The organism is Streptomyces sp. NPDC043427 (genome assembly GCF_056436655.1).
The window spans coordinates 169,054-184,982 of the sequence record NZ_JBWKCC010000010.1; the positions used below are offsets into that span (position 1 = coordinate 169,054).

Annotated in this window: 13 protein-coding genes, 1 tRNA gene and 1 pseudogene; 3 read left to right on the forward strand and 12 right to left on the reverse strand. The window is 73.3% G+C overall.

The genetic code is table 11. From position 1 onward, the window contains the following. Positions 1-12: 12 nt before the first annotated feature. The 4 genes from AC067M_RS19055 to AC067M_RS19070 all read right to left on the reverse strand — a co-directional run bounded on the left by AC067M_RS19055 (position 13) and on the right by AC067M_RS19070 (position 5,630). Entirely contained in the window at positions 13-1,806 is a 1,794-nt protein-coding gene (locus AC067M_RS19055; protein WP_478698147.1) for a vWA domain-containing protein, read from the reverse strand. Next, positions 1,803-2,864, reverse strand: coding sequence for an ATP-binding protein (locus tag AC067M_RS19060; protein ID WP_478698148.1), 1,062 nt, complete (start codon positions 2,862-2,864; stop codon positions 1,803-1,805). The genes AC067M_RS19055 and AC067M_RS19060 overlap by 4 nt, the downstream gene beginning before the upstream one ends. A gap of 125 nt (positions 2,865-2,989) precedes the next feature. Further along, on the reverse strand, positions 2,990-5,071 hold the full coding sequence (locus AC067M_RS19065) for an alkaline phosphatase family protein (protein WP_478698149.1): 2,082 nt from the start codon (positions 5,069-5,071) through the stop codon (positions 2,990-2,992). A gap of 157 nt (positions 5,072-5,228) precedes the next feature. Then, the gene (locus AC067M_RS19070) at positions 5,229-5,630 is read right to left on the reverse strand and encodes a hypothetical protein (protein ID WP_478698150.1); all 402 of its coding nucleotides are present in this window, start codon (positions 5,628-5,630) and stop codon (positions 5,229-5,231) included. An 84-nt stretch (positions 5,631-5,714) separates the two neighbouring features. Here AC067M_RS19070 and AC067M_RS19075 point away from each other — a divergent pair, with 84 nt between their 5' ends. The 3 genes from AC067M_RS19075 to AC067M_RS19085 all read left to right on the forward strand — a co-directional run bounded on the left by AC067M_RS19075 (position 5,715) and on the right by AC067M_RS19085 (position 7,264). Then, the gene (locus AC067M_RS19075; protein WP_478698151.1) at positions 5,715-6,488 is read left to right on the forward strand and encodes an MBL fold metallo-hydrolase; all 774 of its coding nucleotides are present in this window, start codon (positions 5,715-5,717) and stop codon (positions 6,486-6,488) included. Further along, the gene (locus tag AC067M_RS19080) at positions 6,485-7,114 is read left to right on the forward strand and encodes a DedA family protein (RefSeq protein WP_478698152.1); all 630 of its coding nucleotides are present in this window, start codon (positions 6,485-6,487) and stop codon (positions 7,112-7,114) included. Before AC067M_RS19075 ends, AC067M_RS19080 begins: the two co-directional genes overlap by 4 nt. A 77-nt stretch (positions 7,115-7,191) precedes the next feature. Continuing rightward, positions 7,192-7,264, forward strand: a tRNA-Gly gene (locus AC067M_RS19085). 252 nt (positions 7,265-7,516) lie between these two features. Here AC067M_RS19085 and AC067M_RS19090 read toward each other — a convergent pair. The 8 genes and pseudogenes from AC067M_RS19090 to AC067M_RS19125 all read right to left on the reverse strand — a co-directional run bounded on the left by AC067M_RS19090 (position 7,517) and on the right by AC067M_RS19125 (position 15,928). Continuing rightward, entirely contained in the window at positions 7,517-8,605 is a 1,089-nt protein-coding gene (locus AC067M_RS19090; protein ID WP_478698153.1) for an MBL fold metallo-hydrolase, read from the reverse strand. After that, positions 8,602-9,849, reverse strand: coding sequence for an aminotransferase class I/II-fold pyridoxal phosphate-dependent enzyme (locus AC067M_RS19095; protein ID WP_478698154.1), 1,248 nt, complete (start codon positions 9,847-9,849; stop codon positions 8,602-8,604). The genes AC067M_RS19090 and AC067M_RS19095 overlap by 4 nt, the downstream gene beginning before the upstream one ends. A 215-nt stretch (positions 9,850-10,064) precedes the next feature. Continuing rightward, the gene (locus AC067M_RS19100) at positions 10,065-10,892 is read right to left on the reverse strand and encodes a hypothetical protein (RefSeq protein WP_478698155.1); all 828 of its coding nucleotides are present in this window, start codon (positions 10,890-10,892) and stop codon (positions 10,065-10,067) included. Between the two features lie 935 nt (positions 10,893-11,827). Beyond that, positions 11,828-12,352: pseudogene (locus AC067M_RS19105) on the reverse strand (transposase); the annotation flags it as partial. A gap of 246 nt (positions 12,353-12,598) precedes the next feature. Then, positions 12,599-12,775, reverse strand: coding sequence for a hypothetical protein (locus AC067M_RS19110; RefSeq protein WP_478698156.1), 177 nt, complete (start codon positions 12,773-12,775; stop codon positions 12,599-12,601). Positions 12,776-12,984: 209 nt separating this feature from the next. Beyond that, positions 12,985-13,521, reverse strand: coding sequence for a S26 family signal peptidase (locus AC067M_RS19115; RefSeq protein WP_478698157.1), 537 nt, complete (start codon positions 13,519-13,521; stop codon positions 12,985-12,987). Then, on the reverse strand, positions 13,518-15,377 hold the full coding sequence (locus AC067M_RS19120; RefSeq protein ID WP_478698158.1) for an ABC transporter ATP-binding protein: 1,860 nt from the start codon (positions 15,375-15,377) through the stop codon (positions 13,518-13,520). Before AC067M_RS19120 ends, AC067M_RS19115 begins: the two co-directional genes overlap by 4 nt. Next, positions 15,374-15,928, reverse strand: coding sequence for a hypothetical protein (locus AC067M_RS19125; RefSeq protein ID WP_478698159.1), 555 nt, complete (start codon positions 15,926-15,928; stop codon positions 15,374-15,376). Before AC067M_RS19125 ends, AC067M_RS19120 begins: the two co-directional genes overlap by 4 nt. Position 15,929 lies beyond the last annotated feature (1 nt).

A 15,929-nucleotide genomic window follows, 5' to 3' on the forward strand; every position in this document is an offset into this window, starting at 1 on the left:
TCACATTCCCGCTCACCGCACAGGGAAGACCGGCCCCTGCGGAGTGAACGGCAGGCGACGGCCCTGCGGAATCAGGTAGGCGTGCTCGCGCCGCACCCGTACGACGTCGCACCAGCCGTCCGTGATGATCAGGACGGGTGCGCCGGGCGGGAAGTCGTCCGCCCGGCGCAGCAGGTCGATGCCGGGCTGCAGGGCCGTGCCGCCGCGGCCGTGCACCCGTACCCGGCCGGCGATCTCCGTGACCGGCACATACCCGGCGTCGTACGGGGCGGCGTCGCAGAAGACGACCCGGGCGGCCGGTACGTCGCGGGCCTCGGCGTAGGAGGCGATGGCGCCCAGGGCCTTGCCCAGGAGGGTGCGGTCCATGGAGCCGGAGGTGTCGAGGACGACGCCGAAGGTGCAGCGGGCGATCTCCTCGGGCGGGAAGAAGCGGCCCGCGCGGGGGATGTCGGGGGTGGCGGACTGGCGGCGGGAGGGCCGTGCGTATGACCGTGCGGGCTCGGGGCGGGGCACGAACTCGTCGAACCAGCGGGCGAGGCGGGCGTCCCAGGGCAGCGGAGGGTGGCTGAGGGCCCGGATCTCCTCGACGAGGCCTCCCGGGAGGTGGCCGCGCTCCTGCCGTTCGTGCAGGTCCATGCCGTGGGCGAGGCCGCGGCGGTAGAACTCGTCGAGGTCCACGTAGTCGCGGGGGCTGCCGAGCGGGCCGCCGAGGATGTCGCCCGCGCCCTTGCCGCGCAGGGTGCCCAGGCGGCGCATGCGACGCAGGTCGCCGACGAGACGGTCGTAGACCTCCTCCGCGGAGAGGTCCTTGAGCTCGGTGTCGTACAGGAGTCCCTCGGGCATGGTCCCGACCTGCATCTGGCGTAGCCAGCCGTTGATGACGTAGTCGCAGGCGATGTTGAACAGGTACGGGTCGCGGGGGCCGCAGCGGTCGCCGTGGCGCAGGGCGGCGTGCAGCATCTCGTGGGCGAGGATGAAGCGCCATTCCTCGTCGTCGAACTGCCGGAGCGGGTTGACGTAGATCTCGCCGGCCTCCGCGTCGACGGCGGCGACGGCGATGCGGTGGGCGCGGGCGATTTCGGCGTCCGCGACCAGACTGATGCCGGCCGCGATGCCGCCGAGCAGGGGGTAGGAGGAGATGAACCAGCTCAGGGCCTTCTCCCAGGGGCGCCGGGTGGGTGCCTCGCCGTCCAGGGAGTCGCGGCGGCCGCCCGCCATGTCCATCGCCGCGGACACGGTCCGGGTGAGGGCCGTGGCGAAGGCGAGCTGCTGGTCGGGGGGCTGCCCGCGCCAGCGCTCCCACTGTACGAGCAGCTGGTCGGGCTCGTGGCCCGCCGTGCCGCAGTGCTCGTAGGCGGGCGGGAGGCCCTGTCGGCGCCAGCGGGCCGCGAGCTGCTCCTCGTCCCCGGCGGGGTAGGAACCGGGGAGGTCCTCGGGGGGCCTGCCGACGGGGAAGCCGAGCAGGAAGCGGTTGACGACCACGCAGCGGGCTGCGATGTCGTACCGGTCGGGCTGCACCCGTCTGCCCTGCGCGGCCGGTACGTGCCCGAAGCCGAGGTGGAGGACGGCGTGGGCGAGCGACCAGGCCCAGTGGGCGGGTTCGGCGAGGCGGGCGCGGTGGGCGTGCAGCACACCGTCGGAGTCGACGAGGACGAGCCCGTGCCGGGGCGCCCAGGTGCAGTCGTCGTGGCGGCACAGTGTGAAGTCGACGGCGGCGAGGGCCGGGTTGAGCCGCATCAGCCGCATGCCCTCGTCGAACGCCTCGTCCGCTGCCTCCCGCTTCTTCTTGTCGGGGTTCCGGCTCATCGCCGGGCTTCCACGAGCCGCGGCATGTCCCGCGCGGCCTCCACCAGGAACCAGGCGGGCAGTACGGGGTTGCCGTCGGCGTCGGAGGCGATGACCGTCTGGGCCACCTCGACGGAGATCTCGGCGAGCTGCACCAGCAGGGACTTGGCACGATGCGCGGTCTGCCGTCCGTTCGCCGACATGTGCTTCTTGTCGGCGGGCAGTTCCTTGACGAGCCGGCCGCGGAAGGACTCGGCCAGGTAGTAGAGCAGGTCCCGGTCCTCGACGCGGTGCGGCCAGCGGGCGTCGCCCCGGATCACGGCCTCGATGCCGTACCGGCTGCGCACGATCTTGACGTAGCCGCAGAAGGCGGTCGCGTGCGTGGGCGTCAGGGTGCCGTGCGCGAGGACCTTCAGGGTCTGCTCGTCGAGGTCGGGGCCGAAGGAGTGCAGGGCGTCGGAGAGCATGTGCCAGGAGCGGGGCGTGGAGAAGGGCTCCTCGGTCTTGGGCGGCTTGGACCACAGGTGGTCGGGCCGGTCGGTGAGGTGGTCGACGATCCAGGGATGGATGCCATGGTCCGCGGCCCAGGCCAGCCAGTCCTTGGCGGAGGCCTCCAGGTGGACGTGGGTGAGGCGATTGACCAGGGCGGAGGCGATCGGGCGGGCGAGGGCGTTGTCGGTGGCCCGGTTGCCCGCGCCGATGACGATGGAGCCCTTGGGCAGCTCGTAGGTGCCGATACGGCGGTCCAGGATCAGCGAGTAGAACGCCTTCTGCACGTCCGGCGTGGCCGCGTTGAGCTCGTCCAGGAACAGGCAGTACGGCTCGTCGCGCGCGATCGCCTCCGGCGGGCAGAACACCGACCGTCCGTCACGGATCTGCGGGACACCCATCAGGTCCTCGGGCGCGAGCTGGGTACCGAGCAGGCTCACGCACTCCAGGCCCAACGACTCGGCGAACGCCCGCACCAGGGAGGACTTGCCGATGCCGGGGGCGCCCCAGACGAACACCGGCCGTACGGTGGCGAGGCCGAGCAGCAGGTCGGGTATGCGGGAGGGCGTGACGGTGACGGCTGCCTGCACGTGTCCCCCCTTTGCGTCTGAACCGGCGCCGCGCTCGCGGACGTGGTTGCTCGCCGTCGAGCTTCTCAATCGATGGTCGCGGTCGTCACTCGATTTTCTTGCGGCTCCGCCGGCGACGGCTGTGCTCAGGCCGCCCGGCGGTCCTCGCGGGCGTTCAGCAGCGGCTCCGATCCGTTGGACTCCTCCAGCCAGCGGCGCAGGACCTGGTGGACCTGCTGCGCGCCGACGAGGGGCTCGCCGTCCGCGTCGGGGGCCGACAGGGCGAGCGGGGACAGCAGGAACGGTCTGGCCTGGGCGCCGCCGAGGCCGCCGTGGGAGCCGATCTGCTCCTCGAAGGCGAGGACCTCGCCGTCGGCCGGGTCGTGGAAGGAGTTGACCATGATGTCGGCGGCGTGCGGGAAGGAGTGGGTGCGGCGGACGGCGTCGGCGGCTCCGGGGCCGAAGTCGGCGAGCGGACCGGGGTGTTCGTCGGTGAGTTCGTGCAGCGGTATCTCGGCGCCGCGCGCGCCGAGCACGATCCCGCCGTGTTCCTCGCTGCGCACGAGCAGGAAACCGATGCCGGGGTGGTTGGCGAGCGTGGGCAGCAGGGCGGGGTGGCGGGCGTCGATCTCCTCCTTGGTCATCCGGTGCGGCACGTCCGGGAAGGAGACCAGGCCGAGGTTGCCCGAGGCCAGGACGACCGGCTCGCAGTCGCGGCTCGCCGGATGCTGGTGGGCGCGGCCCTCCTCGACGGGCCGGTGCAGCGCCGCGCGTACGGCGGCGCGGGCCTCGGCGCCGCTGCGGGTGCGCTCGGCCTTGCGGGGCACGGGCAGGCCGCAGCCGGCCCGCACCAGGTCGCCGAGGGTGAGGCCGTAGCGGGCGCGGAAGGTCTCGCCGGGGCTTTGCCCGTGGTCGGACAGGACGACGATGCGGTATCTGCGGGGGGCGTGCTCGGTGACCTTCTCGATGAGCGCGAGGGACCGGTCGAGGCGTTCGAGGACCTTCTCGGCGTCCCGGCTGTGCGGTCCGGAGTGGTGGGCGACCTCGTCGTAGGCGACGAGGTCGGCGTAGACGGCGGTGCGTCCGGCGAGCAGGTCACCCATGACGGCGGCGACGACGACGTCGCGTTCGACGACAGTCGCGAAGGCGCGGACGAAGGGGTAGAGGCCGCCGCGTCCGACGCGCGGGCGCTGTCTGCGCAGGCGGGCCCGGACGGACTGGCTCATCTCGCGGCAGACCTCGGCGATGAAGGACAGGGCGGTGCGCACGGCGTTGGCCGGGTCGCTGAAGTAGGCGAAGTAGCCCGCCCTGGAGCGGTGCTCCCGGCTGCGCCTGCGACCGGCTATGGACAGCACGAGGGCCTGTTCGCCGGCGCCGCCGCTGAAGAGGTTGCCGCGGCTGGCGCCGTCGACGGCGAGGAGTCCGTCGTCGCCGGTGCGTTCGACGGCTCGGCGCTGCAGTTCGGCGGCGCTGGTCGGGCGGTTGCTGACCATCACCTCTCCGGTGTCCTTCTCGTACCAGCGGAAGGCGGGGATGTCGTGATTGCTGCCGTGCAGTATGCCGAGCTGGCTGGCGCCGGTCTGGCTGGACCAGTCGGTGCGCCACACGGTGAGCCGGTGTGTGGGGACGGGCGCGGTGCCGTCGCCGAGCCAGCGGGCCACGGTGGGCATGAGTCCCCCCCGGACCGCGTCGAGGAGGACGTCGTGGCCGACGCCGTCGAGTTGCACGAAGACGGTGCCGGGGCAGGTGGGGCAGGGCGGCCCGCCTCTGCGGCGGCGGTCGGCGAGGCGGTAGAGCCGGCGACGGTAGGCGTCGTCGTCACGGACGGCCAGCGCGGCGCCGGTCGCGGAGGCCACGGCGGACATCACGGCGGCGACGATGACGGCGGTCTCGGGGGCGGCCTCGCTGTCGCCGGAGGGGTTGAGTCTCAGCGCGAGCAGGAGCAGCGAGCCGTTGAGGAAGAAGACCAGCGCTCCGAGGACGAGGGCCGGGACGAGCAGAAGGAGCCGTACGAGGAGGGGCCAGACCAGGGCGGACAGCAGGCCGAAGACACCGGCGCCGATGCCCGCGGTGACGGCGAGTTCGGTGGCGCTGTCGTCGGAGGCGGACTGGAGCTGGAAGTCGGGCAGGATGCCCGCGAGCACGAGCATCGTGACCGTGGAGACCGCCCACACGGCGATGCTCCGCCCCACCTGACTGACGGCCCGCCGCCAACGCCCCTCACGCACGCCCAGCACACCTCACGTCCCCGGCCCCGCCGCCCGCGGGGGCTCGGTGTCCACCCTGTCACATGCCCTCGAAGGGGTGGGTGGGCGTTCGGCGCCAGGGTCTTTCGTTTGGATCAGGCCGGACCCCGCGAGCCCGGCATGATCCGAACGAGAGGCCCTAACGCCCGTCGTACCCGGCTGTCGGCATCGACAGCCTGCGGTGCACCCGGGCCTTCATCTGTGCGTCGTACGACGGTTCCGCGCGGCCCACGGTCTCGACGCGCACCCCGCGCCGGGCGCACTCGGCGGTGAACTCCTCCACGGAGGCCAGGGCGCTCTCCAGGACGCGGCGGCTGGGCGCGACGAAGAGGTCGACGCCCGGCCGGATGCCGTCCCACAGCACGCAGTGGTCGGGGCGCAGCCCGCGCACCAGCAGTTCCCGGCTGACGACGTAGCCCCGCTCGGCGGCCCAACGGGCGCACATCGCGTGCTGGCTGCGGGAGTCCACCAGGAAGGGGTCGTCGTCCAGCTCCTCCAGCGGCGTCAGACTCGCGATCGCCGTGACGCGAACCGATCCCATGGCGTCCCCCTCACCTCCGGGTTTCGCCGCCGACCCTACTCCTGCCCGTAGGCTTCGGGGGAGTCGCGCGAAGGAGGCAAAGAGGTGCCTGTGGAGGTCACGTGGTGGGGACACGCCACCTGCACCGTGCAGGATTCGAACGTACGAGTGCTCACCGACCCTCTGTTCGTACGTCGGCTGGCCCACCTGCGGCGCCGCCGGGGCGCGCTGCCCCCGCCCCAGGCCTGGAACGCGGACGTGGCGCTCGTCTCCCACCTGCACGCCGACCACCTCCATGTGCCCTCCCTCGCGCGCCTTGCGCCGGGTACGCGCCTCCTCGTGCCCCGGGGCGCACCGCGCGCCGTGCCGGGCCTGCGTCGACTCACGCGGCTGCACGTCACCGAGGTGGCTCCCGGGGACGTGACCCGGGTCGGCGATCTGGCCGTACGGGCCGTGCCCGCCCTGCACGACGGGCGGCGACTGCCCGTCGGCCCGCACCGCTCCCCCGCCCTCGGGTACGTCATCGAGGGCGAGGCGCGGACGTACTTCGCCGGGGACACGGGTCTGTTCGACGACATGGCCGAGGCGGTCGGGCCTGTCGACGCGGCGCTGCTGCCGGTGGGCGGCTGGGGGCCGTACCTCGGCGAGGGGCATCTCGACGCGGGGCGCGCCGCACAGGCGCTGGCCCGGCTGGCGCCGCGCAGTGCGGTGCCGGTGCACTACGGCACGTACTGGCCGATCGGGATGGACGCCGTGCGCCCCCACGAGTTCCACGCGCCGGGCGAGGAATTCGTGCGCCTGGCGGCACAGCGCGCGCCGCGGGTCGAGGTGCACCGGCTCGGGCACGGGGAGAGCATACGGCTGGGGGTCGCGCGGTGACCTGGCTGGTCGCCGCCGTCCCGGCGGTCGTGCCGACGGAGTCGACCCAGCAGGCGTTCGGCTATCCGACGCTGTTCCTGCTGGTCCTGGCCGGGGCGCTGGTGCCGGTGGTGCCGACGGGGGCGCTGGTGAGTTCGGCGGCCGTGGTCGCCTTCCACCAGACGGCGCCGTTCTCGCTGCTGCTGGTGTTCCTGACGGCGTCTCTGGCCGCGTTCCTCGGGGACGCGGCGCTGTACTGGCTGGGGCGGCGCGGGATGGGTTCGAAGAACGGCTCGCGTTGGCTGGAGGCGATCCGGTCCCGGGCGCCCGAGGACCGGCTGACGCAGGCCCAGGAGAAGCTGGCCGGTCACGGGGTGGCGGTCCTGGTGCTGTCCCGGCTGGTGCCGGCGGGCCGCATCCCGGTGATGCTGGCCTGCCTGATGGCGAAGTGGCCGCTGCGCCGCTTCGCCCGCGGCAACCTGCCGGCGTGCCTGGCCTGGGCCGTGACGTACCAGCTGATCGGCATCCTCGGCGGCTCGCTGTTCAGCGAGCCGTGGGAGGGTGTGCTGGCCGCGATCGCGCTGACGCTCCTCATCAGTGCGATCCCGGGCGTGTGGCGGCGGGTTCGGGGGACGCGGGCCGCCTGAGGGCCGATTTGGTGCGCGTGCGCCGTGCGTCTATACTCGATCTTGAGCGCACCACAGAACTCCTGTGAAAGCGCCTCGCGTTGGTGGTCCAAGGAAAGACGCCCCGCTTCCTGCGGGGAGATGCAGGTGCAAGGCCTGCCCAGCGCTCCAGAAGGCCCCGCCCCGGTTGTCCGGGGCGGGCCTCTTGCGTGCGTGCCCGCAGTGGCGGCCAGGGCCTGTCCGGCGGATCAGGTCAAAGGAAAGCCGCGGTGCCTCGTCGGCGCAGGTGAGCGGGGTCTGGCGCGTGCAGCTGCAAGGCGGAGGAGGGCGTCGACGCGAGGGGCCCCTCCCCCGCGAGCGAAGCCGAGCGTGGCGGAGGGCGTGGCAGACCCCGCGTCTCCGGCATGATCCGCCGGAGAGGCTCTAGTCCAGGACACGGGAGCCTCCCACCGGCAGGTCCCAGAGGTTCTCGCGGGCGAGTCCCGCCTTTTCCCAGGCCGCTCGGACGCGGGTGAGGGGTTCGAGGACGGGTTCGGCGGACAGGACGAAGGTGCCCCAGTGCATGGGGGCCATGCGGCGGGCGCCGAGGTCCTGGGCGGCGCGGACGGCCTCCTCCGGGTCGCAGTGCACGTCGCTGAGCCACCAGCGGGGGTCGTAGGCCCCGATGGGGAGCAGGGCGAGGTCGATGCCGGGGTAGCGGCTGCCGATGCGGGAGAACCAGTGGCCGTAGCCCGTGTCGCCCGCGAAGTGGACGCGGTGGCCGTCGGGGGCGGTGAGCACCCAGCCGCCCCACAGGGTGCGACAGGTGTCGGTCAGGGTCCGCTTGGACCAGTGGTGGGCGGGGACGAAGTCGAAGCGGACGCCGTCCAGTTCGGCCGCCTCCCACCAGTCCAGTTCCGTGACCCGGGTGAACCGGCGCCGACGGAACCAGCGGCCGAGGCCGGCCGGGACGAACACCGGGGTGTCGCACGGGAGTCGGCGCAGTGTGGGGGCGTCCAGGTGGTCGTAGTGGTTGTGGCTGATGACGACCGCGTCGACCGGTGGCAGCGCGTCCCAGGGGACGCCGACGGGGGTGATGCGGGCCGGGGTGCCGAGGATGCGACGGGACCAGACCGGATCGGTCAGGACGGTCAGACCGCCGATCTGCACCACCCAACTGGCGTGTCCCGCCCAGCTGACGGCAAGGGTGTCCGCGTCGACACGCGGCACCGGGGCGGGTGCGACGGGCAGCCGCGGGATGTCGGCGAGGCCCTCCTTCCCGGGCCGGACGGCGCCCTCGCGGGCGAAGCGGGCGAGGGCCTTGAGGCCGGGCAGCGGGGCGGTCAGCCGGTCGTGGAACGACCGCGGCCACACTCGGCGTTCACCGAGCGCTCTGGGGGCGGCGAGGGGCGGGGCGGCGGGCTCGAAGGGTGACGTGGCCGGGCGGGGGTCGGCGCCGTGGGGGCTCGGGCCCGTGGTGGTCGGGCTCGTGGTGGTCGGGCTCGTGGTGGTCGACTCGGACTGCTGCGTCATCGAGGAGGCTCCCGTCGCTGAGCGTCGTCGCGGAGATCGTCGAAGACCGACCTCAAGGTGATCAACCCGCGTTGCACGTGTGGCAGTTCCAACGGTGAGGGTGAAGTGAGGCATTCCGTGCGCTCCTCGGGCGTGGCGCCCAGCAGCGGGCCGGTGGACAGCCGTACGCGCAACGCCTCGAGGTCGTCGCCGAAACGGTGGCCGCCCGGGGCCGGCATGCCGAGCCGGGCGGTGAGGAAGTCCTCCAGGTCCTGCGCGTCGTCCACGCCCTGCGCGGAGAGCGCTGAGCGCAGCGGGCCGAGGTCGACGTAGAGGTGGCGCCCGGCCTGCGGGGGCAGGGACAGGGCCCCGGTCGCGACGACGGCGTGGTGCGCGGCGACGGCCACGCGCGCGTGCAGGCGTACGCCGACGGCCACGCGCGCGGTGACGGGTTCGGGCTCGCCGAGGACGTGTGCGGCCGCCACGGCCACCGGGGCGGCGACGCGGGCGCCGAGCGCGGTGAGCACGTCGAGCACGCGCGCGTGGAGGTCGTCACCGAGGGGTCCGGAGGGGAAGCGGGCGACTGCGGCGGGCCAGCCGGAGGGGAGCAGCGCGCCGGCCAGGTCGGTGACGACGGTGACCCGGTCGGGCAGCATCTCGGCGGGGCTGAGCAGGACGGTGTCGTGCGGGACGTGCACGGTGTCGCGCCAGGTCTCGTCGCTGACCATGTGCAGGCCCTCCCCCGCAGCGGCCTCCACGGCCTCGTGCAGCACCTCGGGGGGCGCCACGGTGGCCGTGGGATCGTCGGCGACGGACAGCACGAGCAGCCGCGGGTCGCCCCCTTCGTCACGCACACGGCGCACGGTCTCCAGCAGGGCGTACGGATCGGGGACGCCACCGCACTCCGCGGGTGTCGGCACGTGGAAGACGGGTCTGCCCAGCAGGCGCGCGTACGGCGCCCACCAAGCGGCGCAGGGGCGGGGCACCAGGACGTCGCCGCCGAGCGCGGCGGTCAGCGCGACGAGCAGGGCGGGGGCGCCGGGGGCGGCCGCGGCGCGGTCGGGGCCGCAGGTCAGGCCGCGGCGTTCCCAGTAGCCGCACGCGGCCTCCCGCAGGGCGCGCCCGCCGCCGACGGGCTCGCTCTCGGGCCGGGCGGCGCCCGCGGCGAGGACCGCGGCGAGTTCGGGCAGGACCGGCAGTCCGTCCTCGGCGAGCGGTGGGCCGTAGCGGACGGGTCCGTGCCCCTCCGGGTCCGTCCGCCGCATGGGTGCCTCCGCGCAGTCTGCTGGTGCCCGTGCCGTCGGCGTCGGGCGTGTGCTCTTGTGCCGCCTCTCCTGAGCCGCCGGTCGCCTGCTGGTGCGTATGTCGCCGACGTGCCCTCGGCGTCCGAGTACCCAGGGTGCCCCCGCTCCATGGCCGCCCGCGCGGGTTGCGCTGATCACAGCGGCCGGAGCTGGTCGCCTGCCGCGCCGGTTACGGGTCAGCGGCCCGCGGGATCCCGGTGGCGCACCCGGTGCGCGGCGGCACCGACCGCGCCGGCGATCAGCAGCCCACCGAGGACCAGCACGGGCATGGAGGCACCGAAGGAGCCCCCTTCCCCGGCCCGCACGCCGCGCTGGATGGCGGCGGCGGCGCAGTCGCGGGGGGCCTTGGGGCCGTAGGACTGGGAGCCGTGGGGCTGGGTGGCGTGGGACTGGGGGCAGGGTTTGGCGGTGGGCGTGGCGCAGTCGTGGGTGGTGGGCTCGGTGCCGTGGGGTGGCGGGCAGGGCTTGGAGGTGGGGGTGAGGCATTGGAGGGCCGTGCCGGTCGTGTCGGTCGCTTCGGTGCCGTATTGCTCGGCGCAGGGCTTGACGGGGTCGGAGGCGGGGCCGGTGGCCCCCCGGGACACGTCCAGCGTCGCGCTCCAGGGCTGGCCCTGCCCGCCGGGCGGCGCCGGGCAGGTGCCGTCGACAGTCCACGGGGAGTCGCCCTCGGCGCGCTCGTCGTCCTCCTCACCCTCCTCACCCTCCTCGGTGGGGGCGATGCGGCCGGTGCCGGTGTAGGCGGGCCCGGACAGCTCGTCGTCGTCACCCGGGACGTGCTGCAGCTCGATCGTGCCCCCGTCGAAGGCCCCCGAAGTGGCCTCCAGCTTTTCGGGAGCGGGGCCGCCCAGGGGGTCGCACGAGATCGAGACGCTGACGTCGCCGCCGGCGGAGACGGTGCTCGGGCTGACCTCCACGTCCGGGTCAGCGGACACGACCGGCGCGGCGGTCACCAGGGCCCCCACCACCAGGGCGGCGACGGACAGGGCGCGGGAGGTGCGGCGCATGAGACGAACTCCTTCAACCAACCTTCACAGGACCCGAGCTTCGCGCCCCACAGCCATCACAGCCCGCCCACCCCGACCCCGCGCGCGGCCGGACACCATTCGCGGGACGGGGGCGGCCGAGCGGGTGAGATTCGGGGAGCACGGCGGGTGAGCCGTCAGGGCCGGCGGCGTGCGCTGGGTGGGGGTGCGAATCCCGAGCGGCGCGCCCCAGGAGCGTCGTCCCGGGCGACCCGGCGCCCCGCGGGGCGCCGGGCGGGTGCCGAGCGAGAGGGGTCGGCCGACGCGGACCGTGTGATCGGCACCGCCTTCCGCGTCCCGCGCCGGTCCGCCGGGGCACCCGTGATCGCTGGGCAGATTGGGCATGACGGGCCCGGTAGGCGCCGTGGCTGCGGCCAACCCGGTGCGCGCCCTGGCCACGGCCAACCCGGTGGGCGCCCTGGCCACGGCCAACCCGGTGGGCACCGTGGGCGCGCGCGTCCGCCAGGGCCCGGTGATCGCTGAGCGGAGCGGGCGTGGCGGGCCCGGTAGGCGCCCTGGCCGCGGCCAACCCGGTACGCGCCCTATCCACGGCCAAACCGGTGCGCGCCGTGGGGACCGCGAGGGTGGGAAGCGCCGTGGCCGCGGCGAGTGCGGCAGGCCCGCCGGGCTCATGGGGCCGCGGGAAGCGCCGTGGACGCGGCGAGGCGGCAGGGACGCTGGGCTCATGGGGCGCCGTAGGTATGGCCGGATGCGCAGCGGAACGGGCGCCGCCCTGCTGGGTCGGCGCAGCGGACGTCTCTGGCGAGTGAGCGAGGGCAGCGCCGGGCGGGCCCGCCAGGCGCCGAGCACGAGGCGAACGTATACCGGACGAGGCGTGGCCGGGCCGGACATCCGGGGTCGACCGACCTCGACGGGCCGGACCACGAACCGACCGCCCCGACCCGGCTCAGCTCAGCTCACCGACCGCCCGGGCCGATCTCAAAGCCGCCGGTTTCCAGCAGGGATCTGGCGATGTAGTTGGTGAGGTTGCGGAATCCGAGTGCGGAGCCGCGGAGGTGTTCGAGCCGTCCGTTGACGGCCTCGGTCGGTCCGTCGGACGTGCTCGGGCGTTCGAAGGAGGCCGGCACGTCGGTGGCTCGCTTCGTCGGTGTCCGGCCGAGCGAGATGATCTCGCTCAACGCGCTCGGGACGCCCTGGCTGACCGACTCGATCAAGTTCACCATCAGCTCTCGGCCCTTGCTCCGATCGGGTTCGCGGTAGGCGGCGATCGTCCGCTGGTAGACCCCCCACGTGGCTTCGACCTCAACGTGAGCGTCGCTGGCAAACAGCGCGGCCAGTCGGTCCTTCTGCTTGTCGGTGAGTAGGTCAGTGCCGGTGTGGAGGGTTCGCCGCGCGGTATGGAGCGGGTCGCTCTTGGGTCCGCGGTGCCCGTGGATGGCCAGGTGGACACGTCGGCGGCATCGGTCGAGTGCGTCGCCGGCCTTCGAGGCCTGCGCCGCCTCCGCCTCCTGGCGCTCCTTCTCCTGGCGCTCCTGCTCCTGGCGCTCGCGTTCGGCCTGTTCCGCCTGCCGCTCCGCTTCGAGCGCCCGGGCCTTGCAGTCGTCGCACAGGTGCGGGTGGCCGTCCCCGCGGCCCCAGTCGACCGCGGTGCCGGCCTTCCAGCGGTCGGCGGTGAACTCGGTCCCGCAGTCCGCGCGCGCCCGACGCTGAGCCTCGCGTTCGGCTGCTTACTGCTCGTGGCGGCGCCGCGCCTCTTCGGCGCGGCGTGCGAGGGCGGCACCGCGGCGGGGGTTGCCGATCACGTCCCAGAGGTTCTGGCGGTCCTCGCGGCCGAAGCGCCGGAACGCGGGCCCGGCCGGGCCGTGCTCCCCCAGCAGGTCCAGCGTGGTCGCCACGATCGGCATCTTCCCGTTGTAGATGCGGGAGCCGCCTTCGGCCCACTGGCCCTGCCCGTGGCTCGCGGGTGAGTTCGGCGACCCGCTCCATCTGGCTCAGTGCGGGCCGCTTGCCGACCTGGTGGAAGACGAGCAGGACCGGCGGGTGGGTCGCGTCGCCCCACTGCGGATCGGGCGCGGACCAGCGGGTGCGCCACATCGCTGGGTCACCCCGGCGGTCAGTCCGGCGGCGCGGCAGGCTCGCTTCCGGCGCCAGAGCGGTGCGCGAGAGGCGCGTCCCGAGGCTGGACCGTCCTCATCCCGGGCAGGCTCGCCTTGCGCACCGCCCTGCCGACGACCCATGACGACGGCACCGGGCCGTGATGCCGCGAGTCCGTGCTCAGGGACTGGTTGTCGCCCAGGACGACCAGGTGACCGGCAGGCACCGGTGCGCCCGGCTCCCTGCCCGGCACGTCCGCGGGCAGGGCATCGCCCGGCAGGGCCGCGATCCGTTTGATCGTCAGCCGGCCCAGCATCGTGTGGCCCTCGGGTGCCTGACCGGTCGGCGGCATGTTCACGATCACCACATCGCCACGGCGCAGTCGCGTCGCCGCCACGCGCCGGCCCACCACCCAGTCGCCCGGCAGATACGCCGGACTCATGCTCCGGCCGTGCACCAGCACCAGAACGACGGCCCGGCGGACCCAGGCCAGCGTCGCCCGAGCGGCGGCAAGGAACACCGCGGTCACCGCCACGGCAGCGAGGAGCCAGGTCACCTTCTCGCCTCCACGGGCTGTCCCGGAACGTTCTCCACCGACCCAGCAGTCCCGTACTGGTAGCCCTCGGCCTGCGCCGCGAACATCCCCGCGTACAGCCCTCCGTGCGCGATCAGCTCGTCGTGCGTCCCCTGCTCGGCCACCTCGCCGCCGTCGACGACCAGCAGCTCGTCCGCCTCCCGTACCGATCCCAGCCGGTGCGAGATCAGCACGCTCGTGCGACTTCCGCGGTACTCACGCAACTGGCGATGGATCCTGGCCTCGGTCTCGGCGTCCAGGCCGGAGCTGGGTTCGTCCAGGATCAGCAGATCCTGGCGCCCGCGTAGATACGCCCGCGCGATGGCCAGCCGCTGCCACTGCCCGCCCGACAGCGTCACGCCACGGTCGCTGTCACCGTCCTCCTCGTCGCCCTGGAAGAAGATCCGGGACAGCAAGGTGTCGTATCCGCGCGGCAGTTCCCGGACGAAGGCGTCCGCGCCCGACCGCTGCGCCGCCTTTGTCACCCGCTCGGGCGACGCGTTCGGCAGATCGCCCAGCGCGATGTTCTCGTAGGCGCTCAGGTCGTACGTCATGTAGTCCTGGAACACCGCGCCGATCCGGCGCCGCAGCTCCGCCGGGTCCAGTTCCCGCAGGTCCACGCCGTCCCACAGGACCGCACCCTGCTCGGGGTCGTACATGCGGCAGAGCAGCTTCACGATCGTGCTCTTGCCCGCGCCGTTGCGTCCCACCAGTCCGAGGGAACGGCCGTGGCCGACACGGAAACTGACGCCCCGCAGCGCCCACGGATGTGCGGGTGAGTAACGGAACCACACATCCCGGAACTCGATGCCCGAGGACAGCGCGGGAACCGGCGACGGCTTCTCCGGCACCGGAAGATCCGGTTCACCGTGGACGATGGACAAGTAATGCCGGAACATGAGCAGTTGCTGATGGGACTTGGCGATGTCCCGCATGAGCCCGGAGCCCGCGGACTGGACTCCGGCCACGGACGCGATCATCAGCGACACGTCGCCCAGGGAGATCCGCCCGCTCAGCGCCGCGAGCACCGCCCAGATCACAGCCGCGCCCGCGCTGCTCGCGGTGACGAGACCTGCCAGTGTCTGAGCCGCCAGCTCCTGCCGGTCGAGCCTCGCCCTGACGGAGTTGGCCTTGACCTTCTCCCGTGTCATCCGCGCAGAGAGCTGTCCGCCGATGTCGAACAGCCGTATTTCTTTGACTGCCTGAAGGTTCGTCAGCAATTCCCGGTAGAAGATCTCGCGTCGTTCCGTCGGGCCGATCTGCCAGTAGGCGTTCACCCTGCGCTTCGCTAGCCACATCTCCGACGCCAGCACCGGCACGACGGACACGACGACGACCGCCGGCAGCCACCAGGCGAGCAGGAGCAGTGAGCCCAGGAATCCGCCGGCGATGGCCACCGCGCGCACCACGGACAGCACCGTGGCCACCAATACGCCGGGAGTGGTGCCGCCGTGCTGCTGCGCGAGCCGGAGGCGGTCCACGAACGCCGGGTCCTCGAACCGGGCCAGTCCCACGAGCCGGCCGGTCGCCTCGTAGAGCTGCTGCTGCGCCAGCAGGCCCACGGCACGCTCGAACTCCTTGTTGGCGTACATGAGCACCTGTGGCAGGCAGCCGGTGAACAGTCCCGCGGCCGCCAGGCCCACTGCCAGGAGGACGACATGGCCGCGTTGCGCGTCGCCTCCGTGGGTGAGGAGATCGAGAAGCGACTTGGTCAGCCAGGCGGCAGCCACGGGGGTCACGGCGCTCGCGAGGGTGAGCAGCGCGAGGACGCAGGTTCCCCCGCGCGAGGCACGCCAGGTCAGCCTCAGGGCCTTGAGGATCGCCTGCGTCGTCGTCACGCGTCCACCAAGGACGACACGTTCCCGATCAGTGAACCCGCCGCCCGGACCACCTTGTCCGGGCCGATCACCGCGAGCGCCGGGTACACCCGTGCGGCCAGGGCCAGGGACACCGGGCCGTCCAGTTCCTCGATCACCACGGTGGCCACGGGCTCGGCGAGCGCACGCTTCGCCTCGACCTGCTCGGGCGTCCCCACCAGCAGGGCGAGTGCCCGCTCGCGGGAGGTTCCGCGCGCACGTACGAACGAGACGAACTCCGGCAGCCGCTCGTCGCACTTGCCGCAGCCGTGCGCGAAGATGCCGACCACCGTGTGCCCGTCCGTCAGGAAGTCGTCGGACAGGTGTTCGCCCTCGGTGGTGACGGTGGTGAAAGGACCCACCTGCTCGCCCACCGCCAACATCACGTCGGGGGTGCCGGGGGTCAGATCCAGTCCGCTGTACGCGGTCCGTTCCTCGATCTCGCGCAGCCGCCTCAGGACCCCCACGGTGAGCACGATGTTCAACACACAGAGTGCCCCGAACAAGGCGGTCAGTGCGATGACGTACGGCATG